The organism is Clostridium chromiireducens (assembly GCF_003575225.1).
GTDB classification, from domain to species: Bacteria; Bacillota; Clostridia; order Clostridiales; family Clostridiaceae; genus Clostridium; species Clostridium chromiireducens.
On sequence record NZ_QXDJ01000003.1, the window covers coordinates 390,231 to 413,878 of the forward strand.

Sequence of the window (23,648 nt, forward strand, 5' to 3'; positions counted from 1 at the left end):
AGTATCATATATATGCGCTATTCAACATATTTATATTTTCTAATTGATATAGTGAGACCAATTAAAAAAATAACTACTAAAGATATCATATTTAAAGTATATGGAATATAAGTTCTTCCCACTCCTTCATGTGGACTTAGTAAAACCGGTGCGCTCCATGGATAAAATGCTGATAAATGTGTATTTACCACTACTAAATTTATAAAAGTAGCTGAAATGACAAATATTATGCTTGGTAATACACTTTTGGTATAAATAGCTACTGCACAAGTTATGCAAACAAGCATAAAGTGAAATATTATCATCTTTAAAAATGATACAAAATAATATATAAGAAAATCTATAGTTAAGCTTTCATGCTTTATTAAAAGTCCTAAAATTAACGAAGTAAAAAATGCTAAGATTAAAGTGCTTGCTATAATATAAAAAATACATCCAAGTTTAGAAATTAAGAGCTTCATTCTATTAATAGGATAAGTAAACATCACATTCATAGTTTTGGTTTCATATTCATGTCCAAAGATATAAGCGGATATTATTCCATAAACTATGGGAGCTACAATATCATTTAGAAAGTTTAATATTACATTGAAGTAATCTTCCCATATAATTAAATAATTATATTTTTCATTAAAACCATATATTATAAATGAAATAACAATAGGAATAAACAATACTATTGTGCAGAATCTAATCTTTGCCTTTCTATACTTGAAAATTTCTGCTAAGACATATTTCATCATAATCTTACTCCTCCTGAAACTCTTACAAAATAGTCTTCTAGACCTTCTTTATGTGTAGTTAATTCAAATAAATCTAAGTTACTATTAACCAGCACTTTACTTATATAGTTTGTACCTATATCTTTTCCTTTTATGTTAAGTCTTATATAGGCATTATCAATTAATGTACTATTTAAATTCAAACGTTCATTTAAAACTATTTGTGCTTTTTTAACATCATTAACTTTAACATCAACATATTCCTCATAACTATTATTAATTTGTTTCATTGAGGCTTCATTTAATAAAACACCTTTTTCTATGATACCTAACTTAGTCACTATAAGTTCAAGCTCACTTAAAATATGGCTGGATATTATAAAAGTAAAATCATCCTCATGAGCAAGTCTTAGTATGAAGTTTCTAAGATCTCTTATTCCTAGCGGGTCTAGACCATTAGTAGGCTCATCTAAAATTAAAAGCTTTGGCTTATGAAGAATTGCACGTGCTATACCAAGTCTTTGCTTCATTCCTAATGAAAAATTTCTAATTTTCTTATCTCTATCTCTTAAAAGATCCATTTTGTCTAAACACTCATCTATTATATTTTTATCTGTTAATCCCATATATTCAGCATGAAGCTTCAAATTCTCATAAGCAGTTAGATTTTCATAGGATGAAGGAAATTCTATAATAGAACCTATGTCCTTTAAATAAGAAACATCACTTTTATTAACTTCTTTTCCTAAAACTATCATACTTCCACTAGTTGCTGGTATTAATCCTAATACCATTTTTAAAGTAGTAGTCTTCCCTGCACCATTTCTTCCTATAAATCCATATATCTCTCTTTCCTCAACATTAATGCATAAATTATTTACACTTAATTGTTCGCCATAACGTTTAGTTAGATTATTAGTTCTCAATATATAATTCATATTAATATTCCTCTCATATAATTTTTGAAGCAAGGTAATCTTGTTCATTAATTTGTCGTCCTTAATAAAGTTTTCATTAAAATTTATAAGTATTCACCTTTATTAATAAATTATAGCATATTTCCCAAATATTATACGATTCATTTTTCATGAAAATATTTTGTAAGTACAGCATTATTCAATTTTCGAAAAACATTATTTTCACTAATTACCAAGTATTCACTACATATTGTTTAAAATCAACTTTACACTTATAATAAACTAAAGATAATTAATTTAACTAATTAGGAGGGATTCAAGATGGCTGGTTGTAACGAAAAAAATTGTACATGCCCAAACGTTGCTTGTGAAAGACATGGCAAGTGTTGTGAATGTGTTAATTTTCACCGTAGTAAAAGTAATATAGTGGCTTGTTTAAGAGACTTTAAAGTTGAAAGCAAATAATTCACTACTTTATCTGGTAAACTCTTCATCATTTCATTAAGACCACATTCTAAAACTTTACAAATTTTATCGAGATGATCTAAATTGGCTCTATCATATGTATATTTTCTTTAATATGTGGCAATTATTATAAATGAATTAAAACTAAGTTAAAATCTAACTCTCTGTAAAGAGATAGTACTGATGATCACCTGTACTATCTCTGTTTATTGTTTATACATTACGCAATAATAGTGCATAACATATTGGTAGAACTAAATCGCTAAAAGAAACGGATTGGTTTGGCGATTAAATAGAAGTTTATATGAAAAAAATAAGAAGTGAAGTTCTTTCTCAAGGAGCTTCACTTCTCACATTTTGCGGGCCTTTTAATATGTTCAATTTCATATTCTTTTGAGCCACAATAATTTACTGTTGTGACACAATTTAAGAATATTGAGCATTATCTAACACTTAATACATTAATCGAATACAAACTTTACTCGAGAATTATTTTTCCATGTATTTCTTAATTCGCTAATATATTCATTTGTATCATTTAATACAATATCTTTATATATAGAATTTAAATTGGGATATTTATTATTTATATATTCAAGCATTTTTTCTGCTGGTACACTATCTTTTTTTATTCTCAATTTATCTAAAAACACTGGTATATCTTTATTTAAACTTCCTATCATTTTATTTACATCTGTAATACCTGGTAAAATTGGAGTTATAAAAGTCCACACTTTTATTCCTTGTTCATATAATGTATTTGCTAATTCAATATTTTTGACTGTATGAGATTTCTCCAAACTTGACAACTGATTTAAATTTGATAGACCTAACAATACAGTTAAATCTGCTTCATAATTTTTTAGTACATTTATATCCCTATAAATAATCTCATGGTGTGCTTTTGTAGTAATCATTGTTGGTATGTGAAGTTTACTTAATTCTATTAAGCACTTTCTCGTCAATTCATATTTCTTTTCCATTTCCATGTATGGATCGCATTTACCACCTATATATATAGTTTCCCTTTCCTCCCAGTCTTTTAATCGTTCTTTTATTAACTCTGGCATATTTAACTTTATAATTAAATCCTTATTCCAATTTGGATTATTTCTTTGAAAACAATAAGGACATCCCATTGTACACCCATCATATGGATCAATAATAGGAATGGTTCCTCCATCTGGCGGATATTCAAACGTAATTGGTTCTTTTGCATATATTTCTTTTATCATAGTACATTTCTTCTCCTTTATAATTTAAACTTTTTATTATAATCAAATGTACTTGCAAGTTAATCTGATAATGAAATTTTATCACTTTTCCCACATATTACTAGACTTATAATTCTCCTTATGTTATCATAGTTTCATAGGTGTTTGAAAAATCACTAGAATATTTCTAGTGATTTCAGATTGTAGACAAAAAGCATTTTCTTAGAGAGAAGAAAATGCTTTTTGTTAGTTTTAAGATAATATTTATTGAGATTCTTATTATTAAAATGTTTAAAGTGCTATCGACGAGATAGCTACCATTCCTTTTCCATAAGCGATTTGCCATCTTTTTAAATTCATGCATGCAAAAGTAAGCGTAACCTCCATTTTCATTTTGGCTAAGCCTCTTAAGTGTGTATACCTCATGCTGTGTTTTTCCTTAGCATCAGCGAAAACTCTTTCTATTGTTTCTTTTCTGCATTTGTAAACAGAGTTTACGTATCTGTCATGTCTACGATGATTTGCTTCTTCAATATATTTCTCCAAACATGCCTAGTTACAAGTTTTTGATGATTTTTACTACTTGTACATTTATTTATATATGGGCATTTTGGGCATTCACATGGATTAGATTTATATTCTCTATAGCCCTCTCTATTGGTTGTACTGTATTTTAATATTTTGCCATTCAGACAAATATTAAAATCATTATATTCATCATAAACATACTCATACTTTTTGAAAAAACCATCCTTAGCATTGGTCTTTTATATGGAAGTGTAGGTAAAATATTATCGTCAAATAATATTTTACATATGTATGGTGTGATATATCCCGCATCCATAGCTATTACTAGGATGTCGTTAATGTCATGCTTTTCTTTCAAACTTTTGTATAAATCAATAAATCCAACGCTATTATGTACATTTCCGGATGTAACATGAGAATCTAAGATATAGTTATTGTTATCACAGGCGGTATGAGCTAAGTATGCGAAACATTTTTCTTTCTCATTCTTATAGAACATACCGCTATCCTTATCAGTAGTGCTTTCCACAATTACCTTCGTGTCGGCTGATTTTTCAGTTTTTTTTAAAGGTTTTTTTATCATGTTTTTCTCTATCTTCATCTATTTCTTTTTCCAATTGATTCTGATACTTTTTGGCTTCCGTTTCAATTTCTTTTTTAGTATATTTTCTCTTATTAGCACTAGCTTTTATATGAGTAGAATCTATATATATTTCAGATAAATTTATAAATCCATGTTTATCAGCTTCCTCTAATATTTTAGTAAAGATTACATTAAATAAATCAGTATCTTTAAATCTTCTTTCATAGTTTTTATTAAAAGTTGAAAAATGAGGTACTTTCTCATTAAATGAATACCCAATAAACCATCTATATGCTATATTTACTTCAATTTCTCTTATCGTTTGTCTCATGGATGGAATACCAAACAAATACTGAATCATAATGATTTTAATTAACACTACTGGATCAATGCTTGGCGCGCCGAACGCAGAGTATAACTCTGCAACTTCATCATATATAAAATTAAAATCTATTGCTTTATCAATTTTCCTAACTAAATGATTTTTAGGAACTAATGCATCTACACTATTAAATTCAATTTGAAATCTATTATCTACATCTTTTCTCGTCATCATTTTTATCACCCAGTATAATTTTAATTGAAAAATTATAAGCTGTCGACTTTGTCGACAGCCTGAATCACTAGAATATTTCTAGTGATTTTTTTGTTTATTAAGAAATTATTATTATTTATTTTACTAATACTCAATAATTTACAATGGAGAAATAGTAAGGGCATCCGTAATTGGCTGCCCCTATCGCGTCATATTAGAATGTAACTCAATAAATATACTTACTAGCATCGTACATATACCCCAAAAAATATAATTTCTCTACACTTAATAAAAGATATTATAAATATAATTAAAAATATAGCACATGGTATAAAATAGTTTCTTGAACTAAATGTTACACCCCAATTAACACCCATAAAATTCATATATTACTTCACTTCCTGCTTCATTATTTGTAATTCTTACAACACATATAGACAATTATGATATACTTTTATACTTCAATATTCAATTTTAAAAACATCTTAATTCACAATTCTACAATTACGCCATATATTAAAAACGAAAGTTATCCTTTATTAATTTAATTCGGACAAATCTATCAGAATTTCTTTTACGGCACTTCTTATAAAAGGATTATGGTGGCTTTCATATCTTATAAAAACTGGTACATATTTAAGATTATAGGTGTGACCTAGCGCATATAAAGCATCTTGAAGCAAATCAGGTTCTGACTCTAACTCTTCTAATTTTTCAGCCAAATAATCCAATGATTTCTTTGAATAGTCTCTTAACAACTGCAAAATATCCTCTTTAACTTCCTTAGTGTCTGTTAAGAATAATTGTTCTTGAAGAAGTATAAAAATATCATCAGAATAAGGTAAATTATATCCGTAATAGGGGTCAAGATATTTGTCTAAGCAAAATAACAAACTTCTTTTTTCTGCTATATCTGTACCTTTTAAAACTTTACTAATTGCATTTATACCACTTTTTACAATAGAACTATGGTCATTTGTATATGTTACAAAATCAACTTTATTTTCACTCACTCAATATACCTCGCTTAAATCTACATTCCTTGTACAATTGATATTACTATTACATCATACAAAAATATTGTGAATTAATTATTAATAAATCAGTATTAGTGTTACATCAACCCCCGCCACCAGACGCAAAAGCAAGATATCTGTCGTCATCCAAATGCAAATATACTACTTTCCCATTTCCAATGAAGTCTTTCTCTTTACTATAAATTCTTTTACCTGTGAGTCTGTCAATTTTTCGACTTACATCATATTGAGGTTTTTCATTATCTTTTAATATTACAATTTGTCCAATATTATAGCGATATACATCGAAATACAGCTTATTAGGATAACTAAATATATTCCAAGTACCGTATACTGTACGATTTGCGAATGATATAGATACAGTAATAATAAATAATACTATTAATCCTATTATAATTCTTGATTTCTTTATTTATATATCCTCCTTGCATATGCATATAATGAATACACAAATCACTAATGCATTTTATTTATGCAAATATTGTGCCATAATTATAAATTCATTGCTATTTTTTGTGTACTGTCTTAATCGTGTCAATAATCAGTAAAATGCTAAAGTAAATAATACATATAAGTCCAATGATTGAAAGTAACCTAAATATAACCTCTGTAACGTATCCATTCAAGCTTCCAAAAGCCATTTGTAATTGAAATACACCATATATTTGTGTAAGAAAAAAACCTCCAATCATCCCAAATAAAAGGCTAAATCTTCTCTCCAACTGAATCCCTCCTAATGCATAATAATTTACTGTTGCGACACACTCTAAGAAGAGTGTGAAATAACTAATTTTATTCATTACTAAAAAAGTTTCTATTTACTCGATTACCCCATCCATGAAATTCTGTAACTTTTGACTTTTTAAATGGCTTTAAATCTGGTAATCCGATATTATTTACTTCCAACAAATTAGCAACCTTTATTGTCGGAGCTATCGTATATTCACTTTTAAATCCACCATATGCATTTGCCATTCCAATCTCAACTACTTCAAGAATTACGTTTGTAATGGTTTTTTGATTATCTTCATCAAGAAAATCATACCCGAACTTAATTGGAACTTCATAAGTATAATCAGGCAGAGCCTCGTTTATGTGTTTATCCCATATACTTTAATCATCATAAGATATAAAAGTCCACAGAAGTTCAATTAATTTATTCATCTTTTGTTTTTTTACCTGCCATACTTCGCAAAGACGTTCCAAGCAAGTTACTCCAAAAGCAAATCTTCCAGTTATCTATATAGGTTCAAATAATGATTTTTCCACTATGCTATCTCCTTTAATCCAATATCATATTATAAAAAGGTGCAACACTTTATAAGAATAATATTAACCCAAAAGAAAACATTATATACCTTCAAGAGTTCTATATGGTCTTGATAAAGGCAATTAACATAGATACCTTACTAATTCTTCATACTCTTTCTGCGTGATTTCGAAAGATTCCCATTCTCCAGCACGAAGATAATCACCATGTAATAATATCTTATTTAATATATTAAGTTTAGGAATCACTTTGTCAAAGTCCGAATTTAGAAGCACTCCAGTATCTATAATCAAATCAGCTACAGTTCCTTCTCTTGAAGCAAATCTGCCTTCAGAACCATACGATTCTGGAAATAAATCATATTTTAATGTTCTCACTTTATCACTCCTACTCTTATCTGTTAAATATTAAGTTAAGTTCACCATAATTTACTATTGCGTTTTATAAGAATATAACGAATTAATTTATTCCCACCATGTTCATTTTATTTCGATATTATCTTTTCATATTCAAATAGATAAAATCCACCCTTTTCTACTTTAGGTAATGTTTCACCTATTTTCATATATCCCATCTTCTTATAAAAATGATGATTTCTGTAATTTTTATATGGAGTATGCAGTCTCCATATTCGGGCTTGCGAAAATTCTTTTTCAATAAATTCAATTGTCTTAGTACCAATACCTAAATTTTGATGTTGTTTATCAATATAGATTCCCCCCAGCCAAAATACTCCATTTCCTTTATCTCCACAAGTTATCCCACCTATTATTTGTTCATCTAATACAATTTTATATGTCGGATAGCTTGTGATATTTTCCTTTTCCTTATCAAAATCATCATAGCCACTTGGACCAAACCCATATTTTTTTACATCATCTGAAAAAGCATCTATTTTTGCTTTCATATATTCATTAATATCCTCAACCGTTGCTCTAATAAACTCCAACATTTTTAATCACCCTAACTTTGCTATACAAAACCTTACTATTATTCCTTAACTCAGCCAGATATTATACTCTTTTTGCTCAATCACACAAATTGTAATTTATCCATTATTTGAATTTTTCCAGTCTGTATAATAGTTCATCATCAACTTTATTAATTCCATTCTTATAGTCATAACCAAGTTTTCTATAAAATTCAACAGCAGTAATTGATGCAGGAATTTCTACTCTCCTAGACCTTAAAAAATATTCATCTTGTTCTAATGTTTCAATTATCTTTCTTCCAATTCCTCTTCCTTGATATTCAGGTAAAACGAATATTGTAAATAGACTACTTTCTTCTTCGCTCCCCCAATACGGACCTATTGAGCCACAACCAACTAATTTATTATCTTCATAAACCACATAACTGTGTGTACATTTTGACCTCTCTAATAAATACTCTGCCGTTAATATTTTTACGTCATTTTCAATATATTTCACTGAATAGTCATTAATATTTGTTTCTCTCAATGTTCTTGCTATTAAATCTGAAACCTCTTGCGCATCACGTTCTTCAAATCTTCTAATCATAATAAGATTCTCCTTTCATTAATCAGTATAAAGACTTCTGATGAGTTAACAGGCATTCCTGTTATCATACATCATTTAGTAAAACTCTCTATCGAAAGTAATGATACTCCTATAAGAAGGATTAATACTATATATGATATCTTGTATTTGAGCTTGCAGTTCTTTTTCTTCATTATCTTTAAAACTGGTCTTTTCCAATACCACATCAAATAATATGGTTTTTTCTTCACTTCCTCCAACAACTCTAAAATCATGCATAGATACTATGCCATTTATCACTTTAATCTTTTTATAAACTTCTTCTTTTAAGCCTATGATCTCAGGGCTGTCTGTATTAATTGGGTCCATATGAATAGAAAGATATACATTCATTCGTTTACCAATTTCCTTCTCAGCCTTATCTATAACATCATGCAGTTCCATAATGGATATATTACTTGGAACCTCAGCATGCAAAGAAGCCATGTATCTACCTGGACCATAATTATGAATTACAAGATCATGCACTCCGCATATATATTTATAACTTATTACGCTATTTTTTAGTTCTTCTACAAATTCTTTTTCTGGTGCTTTCCCGATTAAAGTACCAAGCATTTCTCTTCCAAGTTCTATACCTGAATGAAAAATAAAAAGAGATACTATGACTCCTATATATCCATCAATAGGAAAAGTCGTAAACCTTGTAACAAGCAAAGAAAATGTAACCATAGATAGCACTAAGATATCAGTAAAGGATTCTAACGCTGATGCTTTAAGTGCAGATGAATCAATAACATCACCTATATAATTTGTAAATCTGTTAAGAAAAACTTGAAGTGGTATTGCACACAGCATACAAATAAAACTTACTTTATTAAAAGGTATATTTACAGGATGTAAAACACGTAAAAATGAGCTTCTTAGAAATTCAAATCCTACTACAAGTATGGCACCAGAAAATAAAAGCGCAGTTATATACTCTATTCTTCCATAACCAAAAGGATGTTTATCATCTGCCGGACGATTTGCAAGTTTAAAACTAAATATTGTAACTAACGAAGATAATGCATCAGTCAGATTATGAAAAGCATCTGCTGTAATGGCTATACTGTTTAGAAATAAACCAATGACAATTTCAAGAACAAGAATAGAAGAATTTATTATTATCCCAACATTTCCTCCAAGAGTTCCGTAAGATTGTCTGACTGATTGGGAATTTACATTTTTGTGGTCTTTCACAAATTTTCTTATTAAAAAGTCAAAAATAGATTTCATATATCTCGCCTTTCACCATTTTATCTTATTTACTCTACATATGTTTATATATGCGTTTAATCAAGAAATTAAAACTGGAAATCAACTCAATAATCCAGTGTATTATTAATACTGATGAAAATTCACCATCTGTGAATTAGATATCTACAGAGTACTCCATTAGCCAACAATCCTTCAATTCTCCTTCATGCAACTCATGCTTAGGAAGGATTTTAGTTTTTATAAATCCACTCTTTTCATAACACCTAATGGCTCTTTCATTCCAAACTTGAGGATCTAGTATTATTTTCTTTGCGCCTTTTTCTCTTATTAGAAAATTTACCATTGACTTTATTAATAGCGTTCCTATTCCTTGTCCCCAGTATTTAGTTTCACCAATAAATTGATCTGTACCAAATACAGTATCTTGAAAATTTTGATATCCGTACTCTTCACATTCTTTTTTATCAATAGAGTAAAATTGTATATATCCTATTGGTATTTCAGAATACTCTATTATGCACCTTGTTTCATTTTCATTACTTTTATAAAATTTTTCTTCAACCATCTCTTTATTATATGGATTATCCCGCCCCTCATAATATTTAAGAACTTCATTATCTGAAAGCCATTTAATTATTAGGCACTTATCACTATATTCTAAACTACGTATAATTAATTCACCATTTTTATAAAACATCATTTAAGTAGCCTTTTCCTTTCTATAATATTAATTTATAATTCATCTCCTTAGCATTATCTATTGATATCGAATATAAAATCATTTGTTCTAACAGTCACTTGGACCCAAGCAGGTTTAAATCCGCTTTTAATTGCATTTCTAGCAGATTTTATATTTGACCACGCACAGCAATAAAACGGAATAATATTTCTTGCTAAAACTTCAAATGCAAGTTTATTTGTCAAACAAGAAGCTATTCCTTGTTTTCTGTAAGCAGGTAAAACATCAATTCCGATTTGCCACATAGAATCGCAATCTGCAGAACAACCAGCAAGTCCGATAAGTTTTCCCTTGTCATATGCACCAACAGCTAAAATATCTAAATGCTTGCGCTTTTCACACAGAGCATTGCTCCATTCAGGCAAATATAAATCTTTAAAATCCGCTGCTTCTAAAATTTTCGTTTCATAATCACATTCAATGGGCTTTATAACTGTCATATCAGGTAAAAAATATTCAGCCATAAAGCAAACATTCATATTAAACGGCTTCAATTTTTCTATCAGCACATGTAAATTTGGTGTTTCAAAACAATGCTCTACAGGATATTTATTGATATACTCAGTAACGATTGTTGATAATTCCTCTGAAACAGAAGCAACAATGTTATTACCATACGAAGTTAAGTCGCATAAAAAAGGTAATTCAAGATACTTTCTTGCATTTTTATTATCTCCTGAAATTACAACTTTGTTTTCAAAGCTTTTAAAGTCGTCCATATGGCAGTTACTATCAATGGCAGACTGCTTAATAGCTATATTCAAGATATCATTATTTGTCATATAAATGTCCTCCTATATTATATAAATCCTATTAGATGTACTTTCTTAACCACTGTGCTACATCTTGTGATTGCTCCTTCGTATGAAAATCATGTTCACTTCCTAGTGATACTGTTAAGTTGCTACTGAACTTTTTTGCAAAACTATCTATAGTAGCACGATTTTGCAAATTATCATTTGTTCCATAAATAATTTCAGTAGGTATATTCCATTTATCAATTGGGTGTTTTTTTACATAGCAATAGTAATCCCATGAAAGAGTATCAATTGGCGTAAATATTTCCCCTTTTTCTTTAAGCAATTCTTCTGTGACATTAAACCATTTGAACATTTTATTTATCAAATGTTCCATATCAACAATAGGTGACTGAAATAAACATTTTTTTACCGGAAAATTTTTATATGCAAGTAAGCTAAAATACGCACCAAGGCTACATCCAAATAAGTTTATCTCCCTCCAATTTTGTTGTGCATATGTTCCAATTATTTCAACATCATGTACCCCATTCCAAACATTGCATTTATAATTTTTATCTTCTCGTTCACCGTGTTCTGGAAGGTCAAAGCTAAGAACCTGATATCCTCTTTCGACCGCTATCTCAGCAAATCCACATGTACTTTCCTTACTTGACATTTTTCCATGAACAAATATATATATTTTATCTGAAGGTTTTCCCCATAAAATCGCTGGAATATTTTCTATTTCCATTCTTCTTGTATTTATAATGCTCATGATTAACTCCTTTTCATTGATGATTTTACTAAAATTTATAAGTATTCACCTTTATTAATAAATTATAGCATATTTTCCAAATACTACACTGATCATTAGAAATTTATATGGAAAAAATAAGAAGTGAAGTTCCTTCTCAAGGAGCTTCACTTCTCACATTTTGCGCGACTTTTAAAAGGAGTTATAAGGTGAAAAGTAGCTATTTCACCCACTTTAAGCCATTTTATTGAATTGAGTTCATAAGCTCAAAGAAATATTTTGACTCTTTTGTTTTATAAAGATTGTACCAAGAATCTAGTGTTTGTGGTAAGAATACATCTAGAACTTTCAACATATGCAAAGCAAATTCAAGAGGAGCTATTCCCGACGCAGTAATCAAACTTCCATCAGTTACTACACACTCCTGCTTATAATACATCTCTCCATCATAGTTTGGACAGACCATTTTAAGATACCCCAGGTCATTGCTTGTATGATATCGCTTATCCAATACTCCCCCCATAGCAAGTGCTATTGTAGCACCGCAAATTGCCCCTACAACAATACCTTCCTCCAAATATTTTTCAGCCATTCTTATAATGGGAGCATTAATTGCTTCTGTCCATGTACTCCCACCAGGTAGAATCAAAGCAGCAGTATCTTTAATACTACACTCCTTAACTTCAATTTCTGGCAATATTGTAAGACCTCCCATTGTAGTAATAGGGGTCTTGTTAATTCCTACAGTTACTATTTTTTGCGGCATTAATCCCTTTTTGTAGTACCTTCCCGAATTGATTTCAGTGCTTAAATAACCTATTTCCCAGTCTGCCATTGTATCAAATACATAAAGATATACAACATTTTTCATTTTCTATTCCTCCACATTCATTTATGGTTACTATTTACTACAGGATGCTTTCAAGCTCCATCTTGATCTATTGTATATTATCTTCACTGACAAATTCAGTCAGTTAAGATAATGCTCCATCAAATCTCTAAGAATTGCTGCCATAGCATCTTTAAAACTATTTGGTTCAAGCACCTTTATTGATTTACCATATTGAAGTAGAATATGAGGAACATAGGTATGGATTGAGTTTTCATCCATTAAAAAATTAGCTCTGCATTCAGTTCGTTCTATCAGATGATATCCTAAAAACCAATGCGCACAAAGGTCATTCAATGCTTCTGATTTGCCCTCAATTACTAAAGTGCAAATTCCTACTTTGCTTTCCACATCCGATAATAAGTTTTTTGTAAAAAACTCACGTGCAGAAAAGGCTTCAGGACGCTTAAACGTATTTTTAGTGCTTATAATATTTACTACTCTATCTACCCTAAAGCTGCGAATTTCATTCCTAAGATGGCAAAATGCAATAGCATACCATTTATTGTTCCAGTAAAGCATCCCATAGGGGTCAACAACCCTAAGCCTCGGATGCCCTTCATAACCTGTACAGTATTCAATTTCCATAGAACATTCATTAGCAACAGCTTGCTCAATTTCCATTAATATAGGTTTGACAGCTGGATCACAAATACGGCTCACTACTTCAAATCCGACTAAATGACGATTAAGAACTTTTTCTTGTTCTTGATTCGAGAACATCTTTAACTTTGATGTCGCACTATTTAGTGATTCCATAAAAGGATATCCTGCTTCCATTGCGAAAGTGGCAGCATGTAAAAGTGATTTTTTCTCTTCAAGATCAAAAAACAGGGGTGCTTGGATAAAATTGTTAAGCAAACTATATCCGCCGTTATGACCAGGCTCCGATATTATTGGCACTCCACTAACACACAATGCATCCATATAACGATATACTGACCTTATGTTTATTTCTAACCTTTCGGATATTTGCTTTGCAGTTATTTTTGTACCTGAATTCAGCATCCATAAAATTGCTAGCATATTATCATTTTTTGGCATAATGCACCCCACTTCCCTAGATTTTTAATAGTATCATTTATAAATAAATTTTACTGTTTCTTATCTTTTGTTATTTTAACATCTGAATTGCTACTAACAGAAATTCTTATTTTCCCGTCTGCATTTGCTCCAAAATTTCTGAATCTATACTTTCCTTTTGTTAATTTAATTGTTTTTCTGCTTTTCTCAGTTCCTTCTAATATAGTTTCCACTTCATTTTTAGGATTAATCAAAACTGCCTTAAACTTACCATTGTCAACTGTTGAATCATAGTTTAATCATTCCTTTTTGAATTATTATTTGATTAATTAATTTTAATTTTCTTCACCAAAAGTTACTAGTGTAACGCACTTTGAGAATATTGTTCACATTAAATTATATATAACTTCTTAGATGAATTGCGATTTGTAGTCTTTATACTATCCTTATTAATAATTGAATAGGACAAATCACCACTTTATATCAAAAACTCTGAACGATACCATATTGGAACAACATTCTTCATAGCATCAAACCAATGAAGAATATCCTTATTTAAATTTAGAATAGAATATAATCTCTCTGGTGCAAAATACTTTGACCATACAATAGAAGTTATTGCACTTGTCGATAGGTAATATGCTAATAATCTCCAAAATTCTTCTGGCGGTTTATGATTAAAATAACCATCAATTTGTCCTGACGCAAATGCAGGAAAATCTATACCTAATCGATTAAATTCATACCAAGGGTCTCCATAATTATTAAAATCAACAGTATTCCAATCAATAACAAATAAGCTTCCCTCTTTAGATTGGATCATATTTCCCATATGATAATCTCCATGATGGTAACATTGAGGTCGATTTTCTAATAAAGATTTATTATTTTCAATATAGTCTAAAATTACTTTATCTCCCTCGAAAGGTACACCTTCAGAACGAAATGCCTCCAATCGTTCATTTATGACTGAAGAATAACGTACTGACCAATCATCAATCCCTTGAGGAGCAGACATACTATGAATTTTACGAAGGGTTTCTCCAGATTTTATACCTAATTTATATTGATCTTTTTTTGTCAATGTTGATAAAGTAGTTTCAACTTCATTGCCTTCAATCCAACTAAGTAAAGTATACACACTTTTACTCTCATTACAAATACCGAAATCAACAGGAGAAGGCATAGGGACACCAAGGTTAATCATATTCTTTATTAATTCATACTCCGTTTTTTTTTGATTATATTCTGAAAAATCCGCAAGTCGAAGCAGTAAGTGTTTTCCATCCACAGTTTCAATATAATATTTTTTGTCACCTGACATTCCTTTATTTATTGGTTCAATTTTTTCAAAAGTGTTGTATAGAGGTATTTCTCTCATATTAATCTCTCCTAACCTGTATGATATTGTTGTATAAATAATACACTTATTCCATTATCTCTTTCTTACAAATTCCTATTTATAGGTTAGTTTAATAAACAACTAAGTCACACTTATTTACTATTGCGTTTTATAAGAATGTAGTGCATTTCTTTAAGTAAGCGTTATTTTCATTTTATGTTGTCACTCCATCCTCTTACTCCTTTAACATCTACTAATATAGAAAATCAACAAAATGACGTTTAACTGTTTCTTCTACTGTCTCTAAAGAATTATCAATACATATGTTTATATTGATATCTATATATAACTCTTGTTCTAAATACCATTTATCTACAAATTCTACTCCTGCTGTCCAGCAAGATCTTTCTTTATCTCTTGTAATACAAATATCCCTATTAGGAACTAACACACGAAAGACTGGATTAATATTAAATTCAGATAAGTAATTCTTATATTTCTCAGTATCCTTAATATTAAAGACATATCCAACAACAACATTGTATCCCAGCCCCAATGTAATAAGCATTGTATTTATTGTTTCTGTATGGCATATGTATTCATCACGTTTAATAGTAGTGGCAGTTTTCATCATATAATTTAATTTTTTGCTTACAGCATCGCCATCAATAAATATGTAATTATATTTTTTTTCAATATATTGTCCTATTGTTGACTTTCCTGCACCAGCAGTTCCACTAATAAGTATTACTTTCTGCATTGAAGATATATTGGTTAATACATTTTCTACTGTAATTGGAGTTCCACATTGGTCACATGATGGTGCTATAATTCTTGACCCATTTTTCATTGGATTTATAACCTTTGTCTCTAATATATGATGTTTAATTAAATCACAACCACAAGCACTACATCTGTTCATTTTGCATAACTCCTGTAAAATTATCATACATTGATTTTCTTATTATATTCATTTAAAAACTCTATCGCTTTCCGAGCCATATCAAGATGGTCTCTATGCCATTCAGTTATCTTATTAAAGTCATGGAATCCAATCTCTATACTTTCAAACGATGCTTTTAAGCATCCATCTATTACCTCGCAATAAAACAATATATGATATGATGTATGGGGTTGTCCGAAATCTCCTGGTATCCTCGTAAATATGTCTATGATTTCCTTCACTTCTACATTAAGTCCTGTTTCTTCATAAATCTCTCTTTTTATTGATTGTTGAGGGCTTTCACCTGTTTCAGTCCAACCACCAGGAATGCCCCACAATTTATCGTCAGCACGTCTTTCTAAAAGAATTTTTCCTTCTTGTGATATAATTACTCCATTTACGCCAACCTTAGGAGTTATATAACCTAACTCTTTTTTAAATCGTTCAACAATTAATTTCTCTTCAATATTACATATCTGAGAATATTCATTAGATGCTAATTCAAGTAATTTTTCATATCTTTCATGGTCATATGGGTCTTTTGCATAACACAATCCAAGTTGTGCTATTGAGCGTATTTGTTCTAAAAGTAATAATATATTATCCATATTTCCCAACCTCCCTACAATTTCTAAAAATCATAATTCAGACATATTCTATCATTCCTGTTTTCATACCATCTTGATTAATAGAAATTTTTATTCGAAGTCCTTCTTCGTAGCGTTTTTTATACCATTCAATTTTTTTATTTTACCTTCTTTAAATTGAACTTCACTCCCACACAATACTCCTGTTTCATAGATATTGTCTGGTGTAATTTCAATAATCTTCTCGCTGTCCATCTATAACCCTCTCCTTTCTATATATATCAATCTTTTATGTTATCTAACTGTTGCGACACACTTTAAGAATTTTGTGTATTACTGTTTACTAAATGTCTGAATATTTCCTAATAAGGCTATTTTTTTATTATCAATAATTATTCCACCAGTATTTGTAATTGCATATACCTTCTCTCTTTTTTCTTCTAGCACCCTATTAATATATTTATCCTGAATTTCAGTTTCTTCATAGTGAACTTCAATATCAAAATCTTTAATCAAATTTAGTCCTGTATTGTATGTAAATATATTATAATCTTCATCTGGAGTAATGTGATATTCTGATATTTGAATCATTGCTCCTGCACTACTTCCAATAATAACACCTGTAAAATTTTGAATATCATCAATAAAATCAAACTCTTTTAAGCGTAACATCATTTTATCTGGCAAACCACCAGTAAAAAATATTATATCGCTATTTTTTATTTTAACTTTTGCATTTTCCTTTGTATCTTTAAAATAATTTATCAAATCTATATTTTCTTCTTTAATTCCGTAATTCAAAAATGGTACAATAATACTTTTATAATATCTACCATTATTCTTACTATACGCATTCTGCCAATCATTATCACCACATATATTTTCACCAAATGAAAATGGAATTATTAAAACTTTGTCATTAGAATTTATGTATTTCGATACTATATCTTTTGCCCAACTTTCGTGAAAATTATATAAACTAAATAACATATTTACCATAAATATTCTCCCCCTATTAATACACAACAGTTTCTATTACGTTTTAAAAATCGACTTTTGTATACACTTCATCAAACATTAGACCTTTAATTAGAAATGTTTCTTCTTCATCAAACCCCTCGAGTTTAATAACCCATGTAATAAATATATATTCAAGAATACTCTCTCCTTTAACAATACCTATAGCTTTTTCACGCTTTATATCACCATTTGAGTATTTGATAGATAGTTCAGGATTTCCTTGATACATAACATTGTGTTTCATTACTAAAATACCATCCCACCTATATGGATTAAAAACCTCAAACTTCAAGTACAATACACTTATAATAACTAAAATACCTATTAATAATTTTTTCATCATAACTATATTCTCCTCGTAATAATTTACAATTATGTATTGATAATGACATATTTTGCAAGTAATGTGTTCTTAAAAATTCATTTAGGGAAAACTTCGTAAGTAATTGGGGGCTAGTGGTGTTGAGATACTCAGTAAAAAATTCTTCAATACATGGGGGGATATAAAAAATATCGCAAATCCATTAGAAAACTTGACACCAATGTAAATACGAATTATACCAACTAATCTAATTGGATAAGCTATTACCCCTATCTAACTTTTTCTATCTTAATACACTTAAAGCCATACTTTTCATAAAGATTTACAGCTTTTTCATTCCACTTTAGTACACATAATTTTATCGGTTCTATTTTATTTTTCTGCATATAACTGATTGCAAAGAAAAGAAGTTTTTTCCCATATCCTTGACCTTGATATTTTTTGTACACGATTAAGTCATCAATTTCATTACCATAAATTGCAACAGAACCTATTATCTCATCATCAGCAACAAGCAAAAAAATATCTGACTTTTTCTTATCAAGTATGTCTTTTGAATCACAGCAATTATATGGAACTAATTCCAAAGCTTTTCTCATTTCATAAAAACATTGCTCATACACTATTTTATATGACTCATAATATTTATCTTCATAACAAACTAAATCTATATTTGAAACTATAACATTCCCTAAATATTGCATTTTGTAGGCTATAATCTCCATGTTCTTCTTTCCTCCTCATATTTTAATCCTTACTTCGTAGTAAATTACTGTTGCGACACACTTTAAGAATATTGTACATTACTCTAATTTATCATTACTCTCATCTAGCTTTGTGATTTCTTTCTTAACTTTACGTGATACTAATATAGGTATGTATACAATAAAGTTTACTAAAGGTATAGCAATCAGCAACGCTAAAGGAAAGAAAGGGGCTAAATCCATAAAATAAATTAATGGAAAATTAAGTACAACCATAAGTAGAAATACAGCAATCTTAACTAATTTATTTAGTTCTGAATACAACACAGATGAAAAGACCTTTATTAATATCGCCACATATATACCTCTTAATGACCATGCGATAGCTTCAATTACCCCACTCATTGTACGATGGAGTCCCTCTTCGGCAGCAATCAATTGATTCTTTATGCCCCCTATAATTATAAATGTGATTAGAGTAATTATAGGCAAAATTCTAGAGATAAAAATCTTTACTAATTTTTTCATAGCTCCCCCATAGATTTAATTCATAACTATCTACTATTCCGTTTTGTAAAAATATTATGTATTAAAATTCACTTATATTGTTACTATCATTCAAATGTCTTGTATTATGGTATTTAGCAGAAGTTTTCTTCTATCGTTACTTAAATTATGATATATCGATTCTTCCTTGTAATCAGGTATTATAAAACTGTTATCAATATTCATTAGACTTGCTAAATATTTATTAAAAATATAATGACTCACTGGCTTTTCTCCTGATATATTTATTGTTCCTGTAAAATAATTATATGCAAGTTCAATTATTGCGTCTGCTAATTCTTCTACATTAACAAAACTGGCATACATATTTGCTGTTCTTGAATACTTTTTGCCTATTTTTGAAATTTCAAGTAATCCTTTCATTCTACAATCCATTTTGCCATCATAATCATACCCATATATACTCCCAGGTCTTACAATTACATGATTAGGGTGCTTTCTACCTATGTTTTCCCCTTCAATTTTACCATTAACATATTTATGTAAATATTCATCAGATTTACGTTTATGAGGATTTATATCTTCAATCTGGTCTTTTCCTTTTCCAACTGTAGTAGAAACATAAATAAAGCGTACATCATTATTTACTGTTGCGACACACTTTAAGAAATATGCGAATTAACTGAGCTTAAAATTATGTTAATTCAACTCTACGAAATTGTAATTTATATAAAACGTTTTACTATTTCTAAATTATATTCCAAATCACAATTCCATATAATGTCATCTCATTACACTGGAGCATTTTCTCCATTCGTCATGTTTTGCTTTACTTCTCATATCTATATCTCCATTGTCATATGCAGCAGCCCATTCTAAAAATTCCATATGATCCTTTATACATATCTCCACCAATATCTTTGCTTATTCCCATTCATCTCGTATTATTCCGAATAAAGTACAATCTTGAAAGCCGTCACGGGTTTTATAGTTGTGTCGTGAAAAGCCTTCATAGCGCATTCCAACCTTTTCCATCACTTTCCCTGAAGCAGGATTTTCTACCGAGTTATATGCATCAATTCGTTCAATATCCGTATTTTTGAACATATAATCGATAACTGCTCTTGCCGCTTCGCTAGTATATCCTTGACCCCACCAACGGCTACCGATCTTGTAACCTAATTCAGCCTTGAAGTCATGTTCTGAAGTTATTATGATACCAATCGAGCCAATCATTTCGCCGTCTTTTAAATACATTCCCCAGTAATAGGTGGAATCAGATTGATAGTTGTTAACCCACATTTGAATCATGTTCTTGCTATCATCTATTGTTTTATGTGCGTCCCACCGCAAAAAGCGTGTAACTTCATCATCGCTTGCCCAATTCCTAAACATCATTTCGGCATCAGTAAGTTCGAGTTTCCGTAATGTCAATCGTGTAGTTTTTATTGCTTGTGTTCCTGCATGCTTCAAGTGTTTATTCCTCCTGTACTAAATATAAAATTTTTACATAGTATTCAATAAAAATAGTGAACTATCCTCTCGTTTACAAATTACTATTTATAACACTCAACCTTAAATTGTAATTTATCTTATATCCACTGTATAAAAGCAGTCTTATCTTTTTTATTATATCCTGCTTGCTCATAGAAATTTAGTGTACTCTCTTTTTTTGAACCCGTTAGTAACATTAATTTATAGCAATTCTCTTTAACTGCTATCTCTTTTGCATAATTTAAACACGCTGTAGCAAATCCTTTTTTTCTATATTCTTTATCAGTTACTACATTTTTAATAAAAGCATACGGTCTTTGAGTATGTGTGAAATTAGGTATTATTGCGCAAACACACGAAGACACTATCTTTCCATCTTTCTCAATAATGATAATGTGATAATTTTTATCTTGCAAAACTCTATTCCACAATTCCATTATTTGAGGCGTTTTTTCGGGCATTGGATTATCACCCAGTTGCATATATAGTTCCATTAACCCACTAAAATCTTCTTTTACTATTTCTCTTATCATAATACCCTCATCCTTTCAAATTACTATTTATCGTAAAGATTATATAATAATCTTTAGTTCGTGCTTATTTACATTGTTGCAGTAACTAAAAATTCTGATTGCTACACCTTTTATGAAGATTGGATTTTATTCATAGGAAGTATTTCAATAAAAACCCTGTATGCAAAAACTTTTAGCTTTTTCTGCCTTGCCCTTCTTGAAGGTTGAGTTATCCTTCTATGTAACCATTCTAAATTTAACTTTTTTAAAATTTCTGGAGTACGTTTCACTCTTCCACTGATTACATCAAGACTTCCTCCCACACCAAAAACAACTTTAGTATTAATGTTATTTTTATTGCTATAAATCCATTTATCAGCAAGTGGTGACCCTAATGCAACTATAAGAATATCAGGATTTGAAATTCTTATTAATCTTGAAGCCCAAACAATCCCTACTCCATCAGGAGTTATTAGATCTGCACCAAGTGTAGATTATGCTCATTTTGTTCATCAACCCATAAATATCTCCTCTAGGATTTCAATAATTCACTCAACCTTGTTCTAAAGCAATGCGACCATGCAGGGAGATAACCCGCTTGAACTGCCACGCGTTGAGAAATAACATTGCTACAATCTGTACTGTAATATGGAATATATCCACGATTAAGTACTTCAAGTGTTAATGTATTTACTAGAATAGTGGCAAGTTTATTCCCTCTATATGGCAATAAAACATCAACACTGATCTGCCACATAGTCTTGCATTCAGCACTTGCGCTTGCTATCCCAACAATCGTATCTTTATATTTAGCTATAGCCGCTACCATTTTGGGATTTTGACTATTAATATCATATTGCAATGCATAATTAAAATCTTTCAAATCATAAAGCTTTTGTATATCATCTTTTTCAATAGTTACATATTCAAACTCTTTATTTCTACTCGAAAGAGTAATCTTGTCTAAATCCGGAAGAAAATAAGGGTTCACACCGTAAATGAATGGCATATTCATTACTTCATATCTTGTCTTACCTTCAAGCTGTTGATAAACTAATGGCAAAATATCTGTAGATGCATTTATTACTACGCCGTTTCCCATTGTAATCATTTCCAATCGCGGTGTTATCCACGGAAAAGTTCGTCTTCCTTCATTTTGTTTTGCTTCTGTAAAAATAATCCCTTCTTTTAGGAAATCATCTGGAGAGCAATTGTAATCAATAGCAAGTTGATTGTATACGCATTCCATCATAATTTTCTTATTAATCATATACTTAGCACCCTTATGTAAACATAATATCAATTCGTAATAGTTACAACTTTAAATTATATTATCAATACAACGTATTTAGTTATTTTCTTTTAATATCCACGATCATCAACTTTCCAATTATCCATTTTACTGCCCCTTATTAATATCCAATTATAATTATCATAAGTTGAATTTGGATTTAAACTTCCATCCCCACCTGATGGATCTACATCAAAATTTGATAGCAAAACAATTACATTTTCAGGTTTGACACCATTCACTGAACCTCTCCCATTTTTCAAATAACCTTCAATAAATTGATCCGATTTTTTTTCATCATACCATAATTTTGTCAGAGTACATCCCTTATAACTTTTAAAACTTTTTTCTACGCAATTCACTGCATCATTTAATTCATTCTCACTGAACTTGTCAGTTGCTCCAATACTCACTACAACATTATCAGTTTTTCCAACTTGTTTATAAACTACAAAAGAGACTACTACTAAAATTAGACAAAGAAAAGATACTACTTTTCTCATATAAATTCCACCCCATTTAAAATCATATAATTAATATTATTCCGTTTAATAAAGTTAACAATTTTTTCATATAAATACTCCCGATAATTTCATTTTTTCATATATAATAATGCATTATGTTCACCATATTTTACTATTACATTAATTTAAAAAATATGGCTAACCTTTGCATATACTTTCCTTTTCTAGTGTCTCCTAACACAAGTAATATGTCTAATGAAACAATCTCATAGGAAGATGAATAATTA

The 23,648-nt window shown here is 29.7% G+C and carries 32 protein-coding genes and 2 pseudogenes; 1 reads left to right on the forward strand and 33 read right to left on the reverse strand.

Going from position 1 to position 23,648, the window contains the following annotated elements:
- Positions 1-17 precede the first annotated feature (17 nt).
- Both D2A34_RS13080 and D2A34_RS13085 read right to left on the reverse strand, forming a co-directional pair.
- Entirely contained in the window at positions 18-743 is a 726-nt protein-coding gene (locus D2A34_RS13080) for an ABC transporter permease (RefSeq protein WP_119366898.1), read from the reverse strand.
- Positions 740-1,660, reverse strand: a complete 921-nt coding sequence (locus D2A34_RS13085; protein ID WP_243128335.1) for an ATP-binding cassette domain-containing protein — start codon at positions 1,658-1,660, stop codon at positions 740-742. Before D2A34_RS13085 ends, D2A34_RS13080 begins: the two co-directional genes overlap by 4 nt.
- A gap of 300 nt (positions 1,661-1,960) precedes the next feature.
- Here D2A34_RS13085 and D2A34_RS26725 point away from each other — a divergent pair, with 300 nt between their 5' ends.
- Positions 1,961-2,104, forward strand: a complete 144-nt coding sequence (locus D2A34_RS26725; RefSeq protein WP_169896812.1) for a hypothetical protein — start codon at positions 1,961-1,963, stop codon at positions 2,102-2,104.
- Here the strand turns inward: D2A34_RS26725 and D2A34_RS27665 are convergent.
- The 31 genes and pseudogenes from D2A34_RS27665 to D2A34_RS27240 all read right to left on the reverse strand — a co-directional run.
- Positions 2,044-2,193 (reverse strand): annotated as a pseudogene (locus tag D2A34_RS27665) (hypothetical protein); the annotation flags it as partial. The gene D2A34_RS26725 and the pseudogene D2A34_RS27665 sit on opposite strands and share 61 nt — an antisense overlap.
- 372 nt (positions 2,194-2,565) lie before the next feature.
- Positions 2,566-3,339, reverse strand: coding sequence for an SPL family radical SAM protein (locus tag D2A34_RS13095; protein WP_119366901.1), 774 nt, complete (start codon positions 3,337-3,339; stop codon positions 2,566-2,568).
- Positions 3,340-3,609: 270 nt separating this feature from the next.
- A pseudogene (locus D2A34_RS13100) lies at positions 3,610-4,985 on the reverse strand (IS1182 family transposase).
- Positions 4,986-5,503: 518 nt separating this feature from the next.
- On the reverse strand, positions 5,504-5,977 hold the full coding sequence (locus tag D2A34_RS13105) for a hypothetical protein (protein ID WP_119366902.1): 474 nt from the start codon (positions 5,975-5,977) through the stop codon (positions 5,504-5,506).
- 530 nt (positions 5,978-6,507) lie between these two features.
- Entirely contained in the window at positions 6,508-6,723 is a 216-nt protein-coding gene (locus tag D2A34_RS13110) for a hypothetical protein (RefSeq protein WP_119366903.1), read from the reverse strand.
- A 70-nt stretch (positions 6,724-6,793) separates the two neighbouring features.
- On the reverse strand, positions 6,794-6,976 hold the full coding sequence (locus tag D2A34_RS13115; protein WP_119366904.1) for a hypothetical protein: 183 nt from the start codon (positions 6,974-6,976) through the stop codon (positions 6,794-6,796).
- A gap of 417 nt (positions 6,977-7,393) precedes the next feature.
- A complete protein-coding gene (locus D2A34_RS13120; RefSeq protein WP_119366905.1) occupies positions 7,394-7,648 on the reverse strand; it encodes a hypothetical protein in 255 nt (84 codons plus the stop codon).
- A 107-nt stretch (positions 7,649-7,755) separates the two neighbouring features.
- Entirely contained in the window at positions 7,756-8,223 is a 468-nt protein-coding gene (locus tag D2A34_RS13125) for a GNAT family N-acetyltransferase (RefSeq protein ID WP_119366906.1), read from the reverse strand.
- A 103-nt stretch (positions 8,224-8,326) separates the two neighbouring features.
- On the reverse strand, positions 8,327-8,791 hold the full coding sequence (locus D2A34_RS13130; protein WP_182629372.1) for a GNAT family N-acetyltransferase: 465 nt from the start codon (positions 8,789-8,791) through the stop codon (positions 8,327-8,329).
- A gap of 75 nt (positions 8,792-8,866) precedes the next feature.
- Complete coding sequence (locus tag D2A34_RS13135; protein ID WP_119366908.1) at positions 8,867-10,048, reverse strand: cation diffusion facilitator family transporter; 1,182 nt, start codon at positions 10,046-10,048, stop codon at positions 8,867-8,869.
- Positions 10,049-10,184: 136 nt separating this feature from the next.
- Positions 10,185-10,730 carry a GNAT family N-acetyltransferase gene (locus tag D2A34_RS13140; protein WP_119366909.1) on the reverse strand — a complete coding sequence of 182 codons (546 nt, stop codon included), beginning with the start codon at positions 10,728-10,730 and terminating at the stop codon, positions 10,185-10,187.
- A gap of 53 nt (positions 10,731-10,783) precedes the next feature.
- Positions 10,784-11,551 carry a GNAT family N-acetyltransferase gene (locus D2A34_RS13145; protein ID WP_119366910.1) on the reverse strand — a complete coding sequence of 256 codons (768 nt, stop codon included), beginning with the start codon at positions 11,549-11,551 and terminating at the stop codon, positions 10,784-10,786.
- Between the two features lie 31 nt (positions 11,552-11,582).
- Positions 11,583-12,284: an alpha/beta hydrolase gene (locus D2A34_RS13150; RefSeq protein WP_182629373.1), complete on the reverse strand. Its 702-nt coding sequence runs from the start codon at positions 12,282-12,284 to the stop codon at positions 11,583-11,585.
- Positions 12,285-12,507: 223 nt separating this feature from the next.
- Positions 12,508-13,134, reverse strand: coding sequence for a type 1 glutamine amidotransferase family protein (locus tag D2A34_RS13155; protein ID WP_119366911.1), 627 nt, complete (start codon positions 13,132-13,134; stop codon positions 12,508-12,510).
- A 99-nt stretch (positions 13,135-13,233) separates the two neighbouring features.
- Positions 13,234-14,196 (reverse strand): helix-turn-helix transcriptional regulator, encoded by a 963-nt coding sequence (locus tag D2A34_RS13160; protein WP_119366912.1) that lies wholly within the window; start codon positions 14,194-14,196, stop codon positions 13,234-13,236.
- Positions 14,197-14,246: 50 nt separating this feature from the next.
- Entirely contained in the window at positions 14,247-14,408 is a 162-nt protein-coding gene (locus tag D2A34_RS13165; protein ID WP_243128336.1) for a hypothetical protein, read from the reverse strand.
- A 245-nt stretch (positions 14,409-14,653) separates the two neighbouring features.
- The gene (locus tag D2A34_RS13170; RefSeq protein ID WP_119366913.1) at positions 14,654-15,556 is read right to left on the reverse strand and encodes an aminoglycoside phosphotransferase family protein; all 903 of its coding nucleotides are present in this window, start codon (positions 15,554-15,556) and stop codon (positions 14,654-14,656) included.
- 214 nt (positions 15,557-15,770) lie between these two features.
- Positions 15,771-16,439 (reverse strand): nucleoside/nucleotide kinase family protein, encoded by a 669-nt coding sequence (locus D2A34_RS13175; protein WP_182629374.1) that lies wholly within the window; start codon positions 16,437-16,439, stop codon positions 15,771-15,773.
- A 23-nt stretch (positions 16,440-16,462) separates the two neighbouring features.
- Positions 16,463-17,068, reverse strand: a complete 606-nt coding sequence (locus D2A34_RS13180; RefSeq protein WP_119366915.1) for an NUDIX hydrolase N-terminal domain-containing protein — start codon at positions 17,066-17,068, stop codon at positions 16,463-16,465.
- Positions 17,069-17,158: 90 nt separating this feature from the next.
- The gene (locus D2A34_RS26730; protein ID WP_169896811.1) at positions 17,159-17,302 is read right to left on the reverse strand and encodes a hypothetical protein; all 144 of its coding nucleotides are present in this window, start codon (positions 17,300-17,302) and stop codon (positions 17,159-17,161) included.
- Between the two features lie 78 nt (positions 17,303-17,380).
- Complete coding sequence (locus tag D2A34_RS13185; RefSeq protein WP_079440664.1) at positions 17,381-18,046, reverse strand: Type 1 glutamine amidotransferase-like domain-containing protein; 666 nt, start codon at positions 18,044-18,046, stop codon at positions 17,381-17,383.
- A 43-nt stretch (positions 18,047-18,089) separates the two neighbouring features.
- Positions 18,090-18,410 carry a hypothetical protein gene (locus D2A34_RS13190; RefSeq protein ID WP_079440663.1) on the reverse strand — a complete coding sequence of 107 codons (321 nt, stop codon included), beginning with the start codon at positions 18,408-18,410 and terminating at the stop codon, positions 18,090-18,092.
- A gap of 248 nt (positions 18,411-18,658) precedes the next feature.
- A complete protein-coding gene (locus D2A34_RS13195; RefSeq protein WP_079440662.1) occupies positions 18,659-19,114 on the reverse strand; it encodes a GNAT family N-acetyltransferase in 456 nt (151 codons plus the stop codon).
- Positions 19,115-19,192: 78 nt separating this feature from the next.
- Positions 19,193-19,621 carry a hypothetical protein gene (locus tag D2A34_RS13200; protein ID WP_119366916.1) on the reverse strand — a complete coding sequence of 143 codons (429 nt, stop codon included), beginning with the start codon at positions 19,619-19,621 and terminating at the stop codon, positions 19,193-19,195.
- 90 nt (positions 19,622-19,711) lie between these two features.
- On the reverse strand, positions 19,712-20,035 hold the full coding sequence (locus tag D2A34_RS13205) for a Rossmann-fold NAD(P)-binding domain-containing protein (protein ID WP_119366917.1): 324 nt from the start codon (positions 20,033-20,035) through the stop codon (positions 19,712-19,714).
- Between the two features lie 348 nt (positions 20,036-20,383).
- On the reverse strand, positions 20,384-20,512 hold the full coding sequence (locus tag D2A34_RS27435; RefSeq protein ID WP_279221622.1) for a hypothetical protein: 129 nt from the start codon (positions 20,510-20,512) through the stop codon (positions 20,384-20,386).
- A 12-nt stretch (positions 20,513-20,524) separates the two neighbouring features.
- Positions 20,525-21,073 carry a GNAT family N-acetyltransferase gene (locus D2A34_RS13215; RefSeq protein WP_079440661.1) on the reverse strand — a complete coding sequence of 183 codons (549 nt, stop codon included), beginning with the start codon at positions 21,071-21,073 and terminating at the stop codon, positions 20,525-20,527.
- 119 nt (positions 21,074-21,192) lie between these two features.
- The gene (locus D2A34_RS13220; RefSeq protein WP_119366918.1) at positions 21,193-21,627 is read right to left on the reverse strand and encodes a GNAT family N-acetyltransferase; all 435 of its coding nucleotides are present in this window, start codon (positions 21,625-21,627) and stop codon (positions 21,193-21,195) included.
- Between the two features lie 110 nt (positions 21,628-21,737).
- Positions 21,738-22,079 carry a WecB/TagA/CpsF family glycosyltransferase gene (locus D2A34_RS13225; RefSeq protein ID WP_341467252.1) on the reverse strand — a complete coding sequence of 114 codons (342 nt, stop codon included), beginning with the start codon at positions 22,077-22,079 and terminating at the stop codon, positions 21,738-21,740.
- Between the two features lie 59 nt (positions 22,080-22,138).
- Positions 22,139-22,876, reverse strand: a complete 738-nt coding sequence (locus D2A34_RS13230) for a GNAT family N-acetyltransferase (RefSeq protein ID WP_079440658.1) — start codon at positions 22,874-22,876, stop codon at positions 22,139-22,141.
- 92 nt (positions 22,877-22,968) lie between these two features.
- Positions 22,969-23,400, reverse strand: coding sequence for a DUF4829 domain-containing protein (locus D2A34_RS27240; RefSeq protein ID WP_243128337.1), 432 nt, complete (start codon positions 23,398-23,400; stop codon positions 22,969-22,971).
- Positions 23,401-23,648 lie beyond the last annotated feature (248 nt).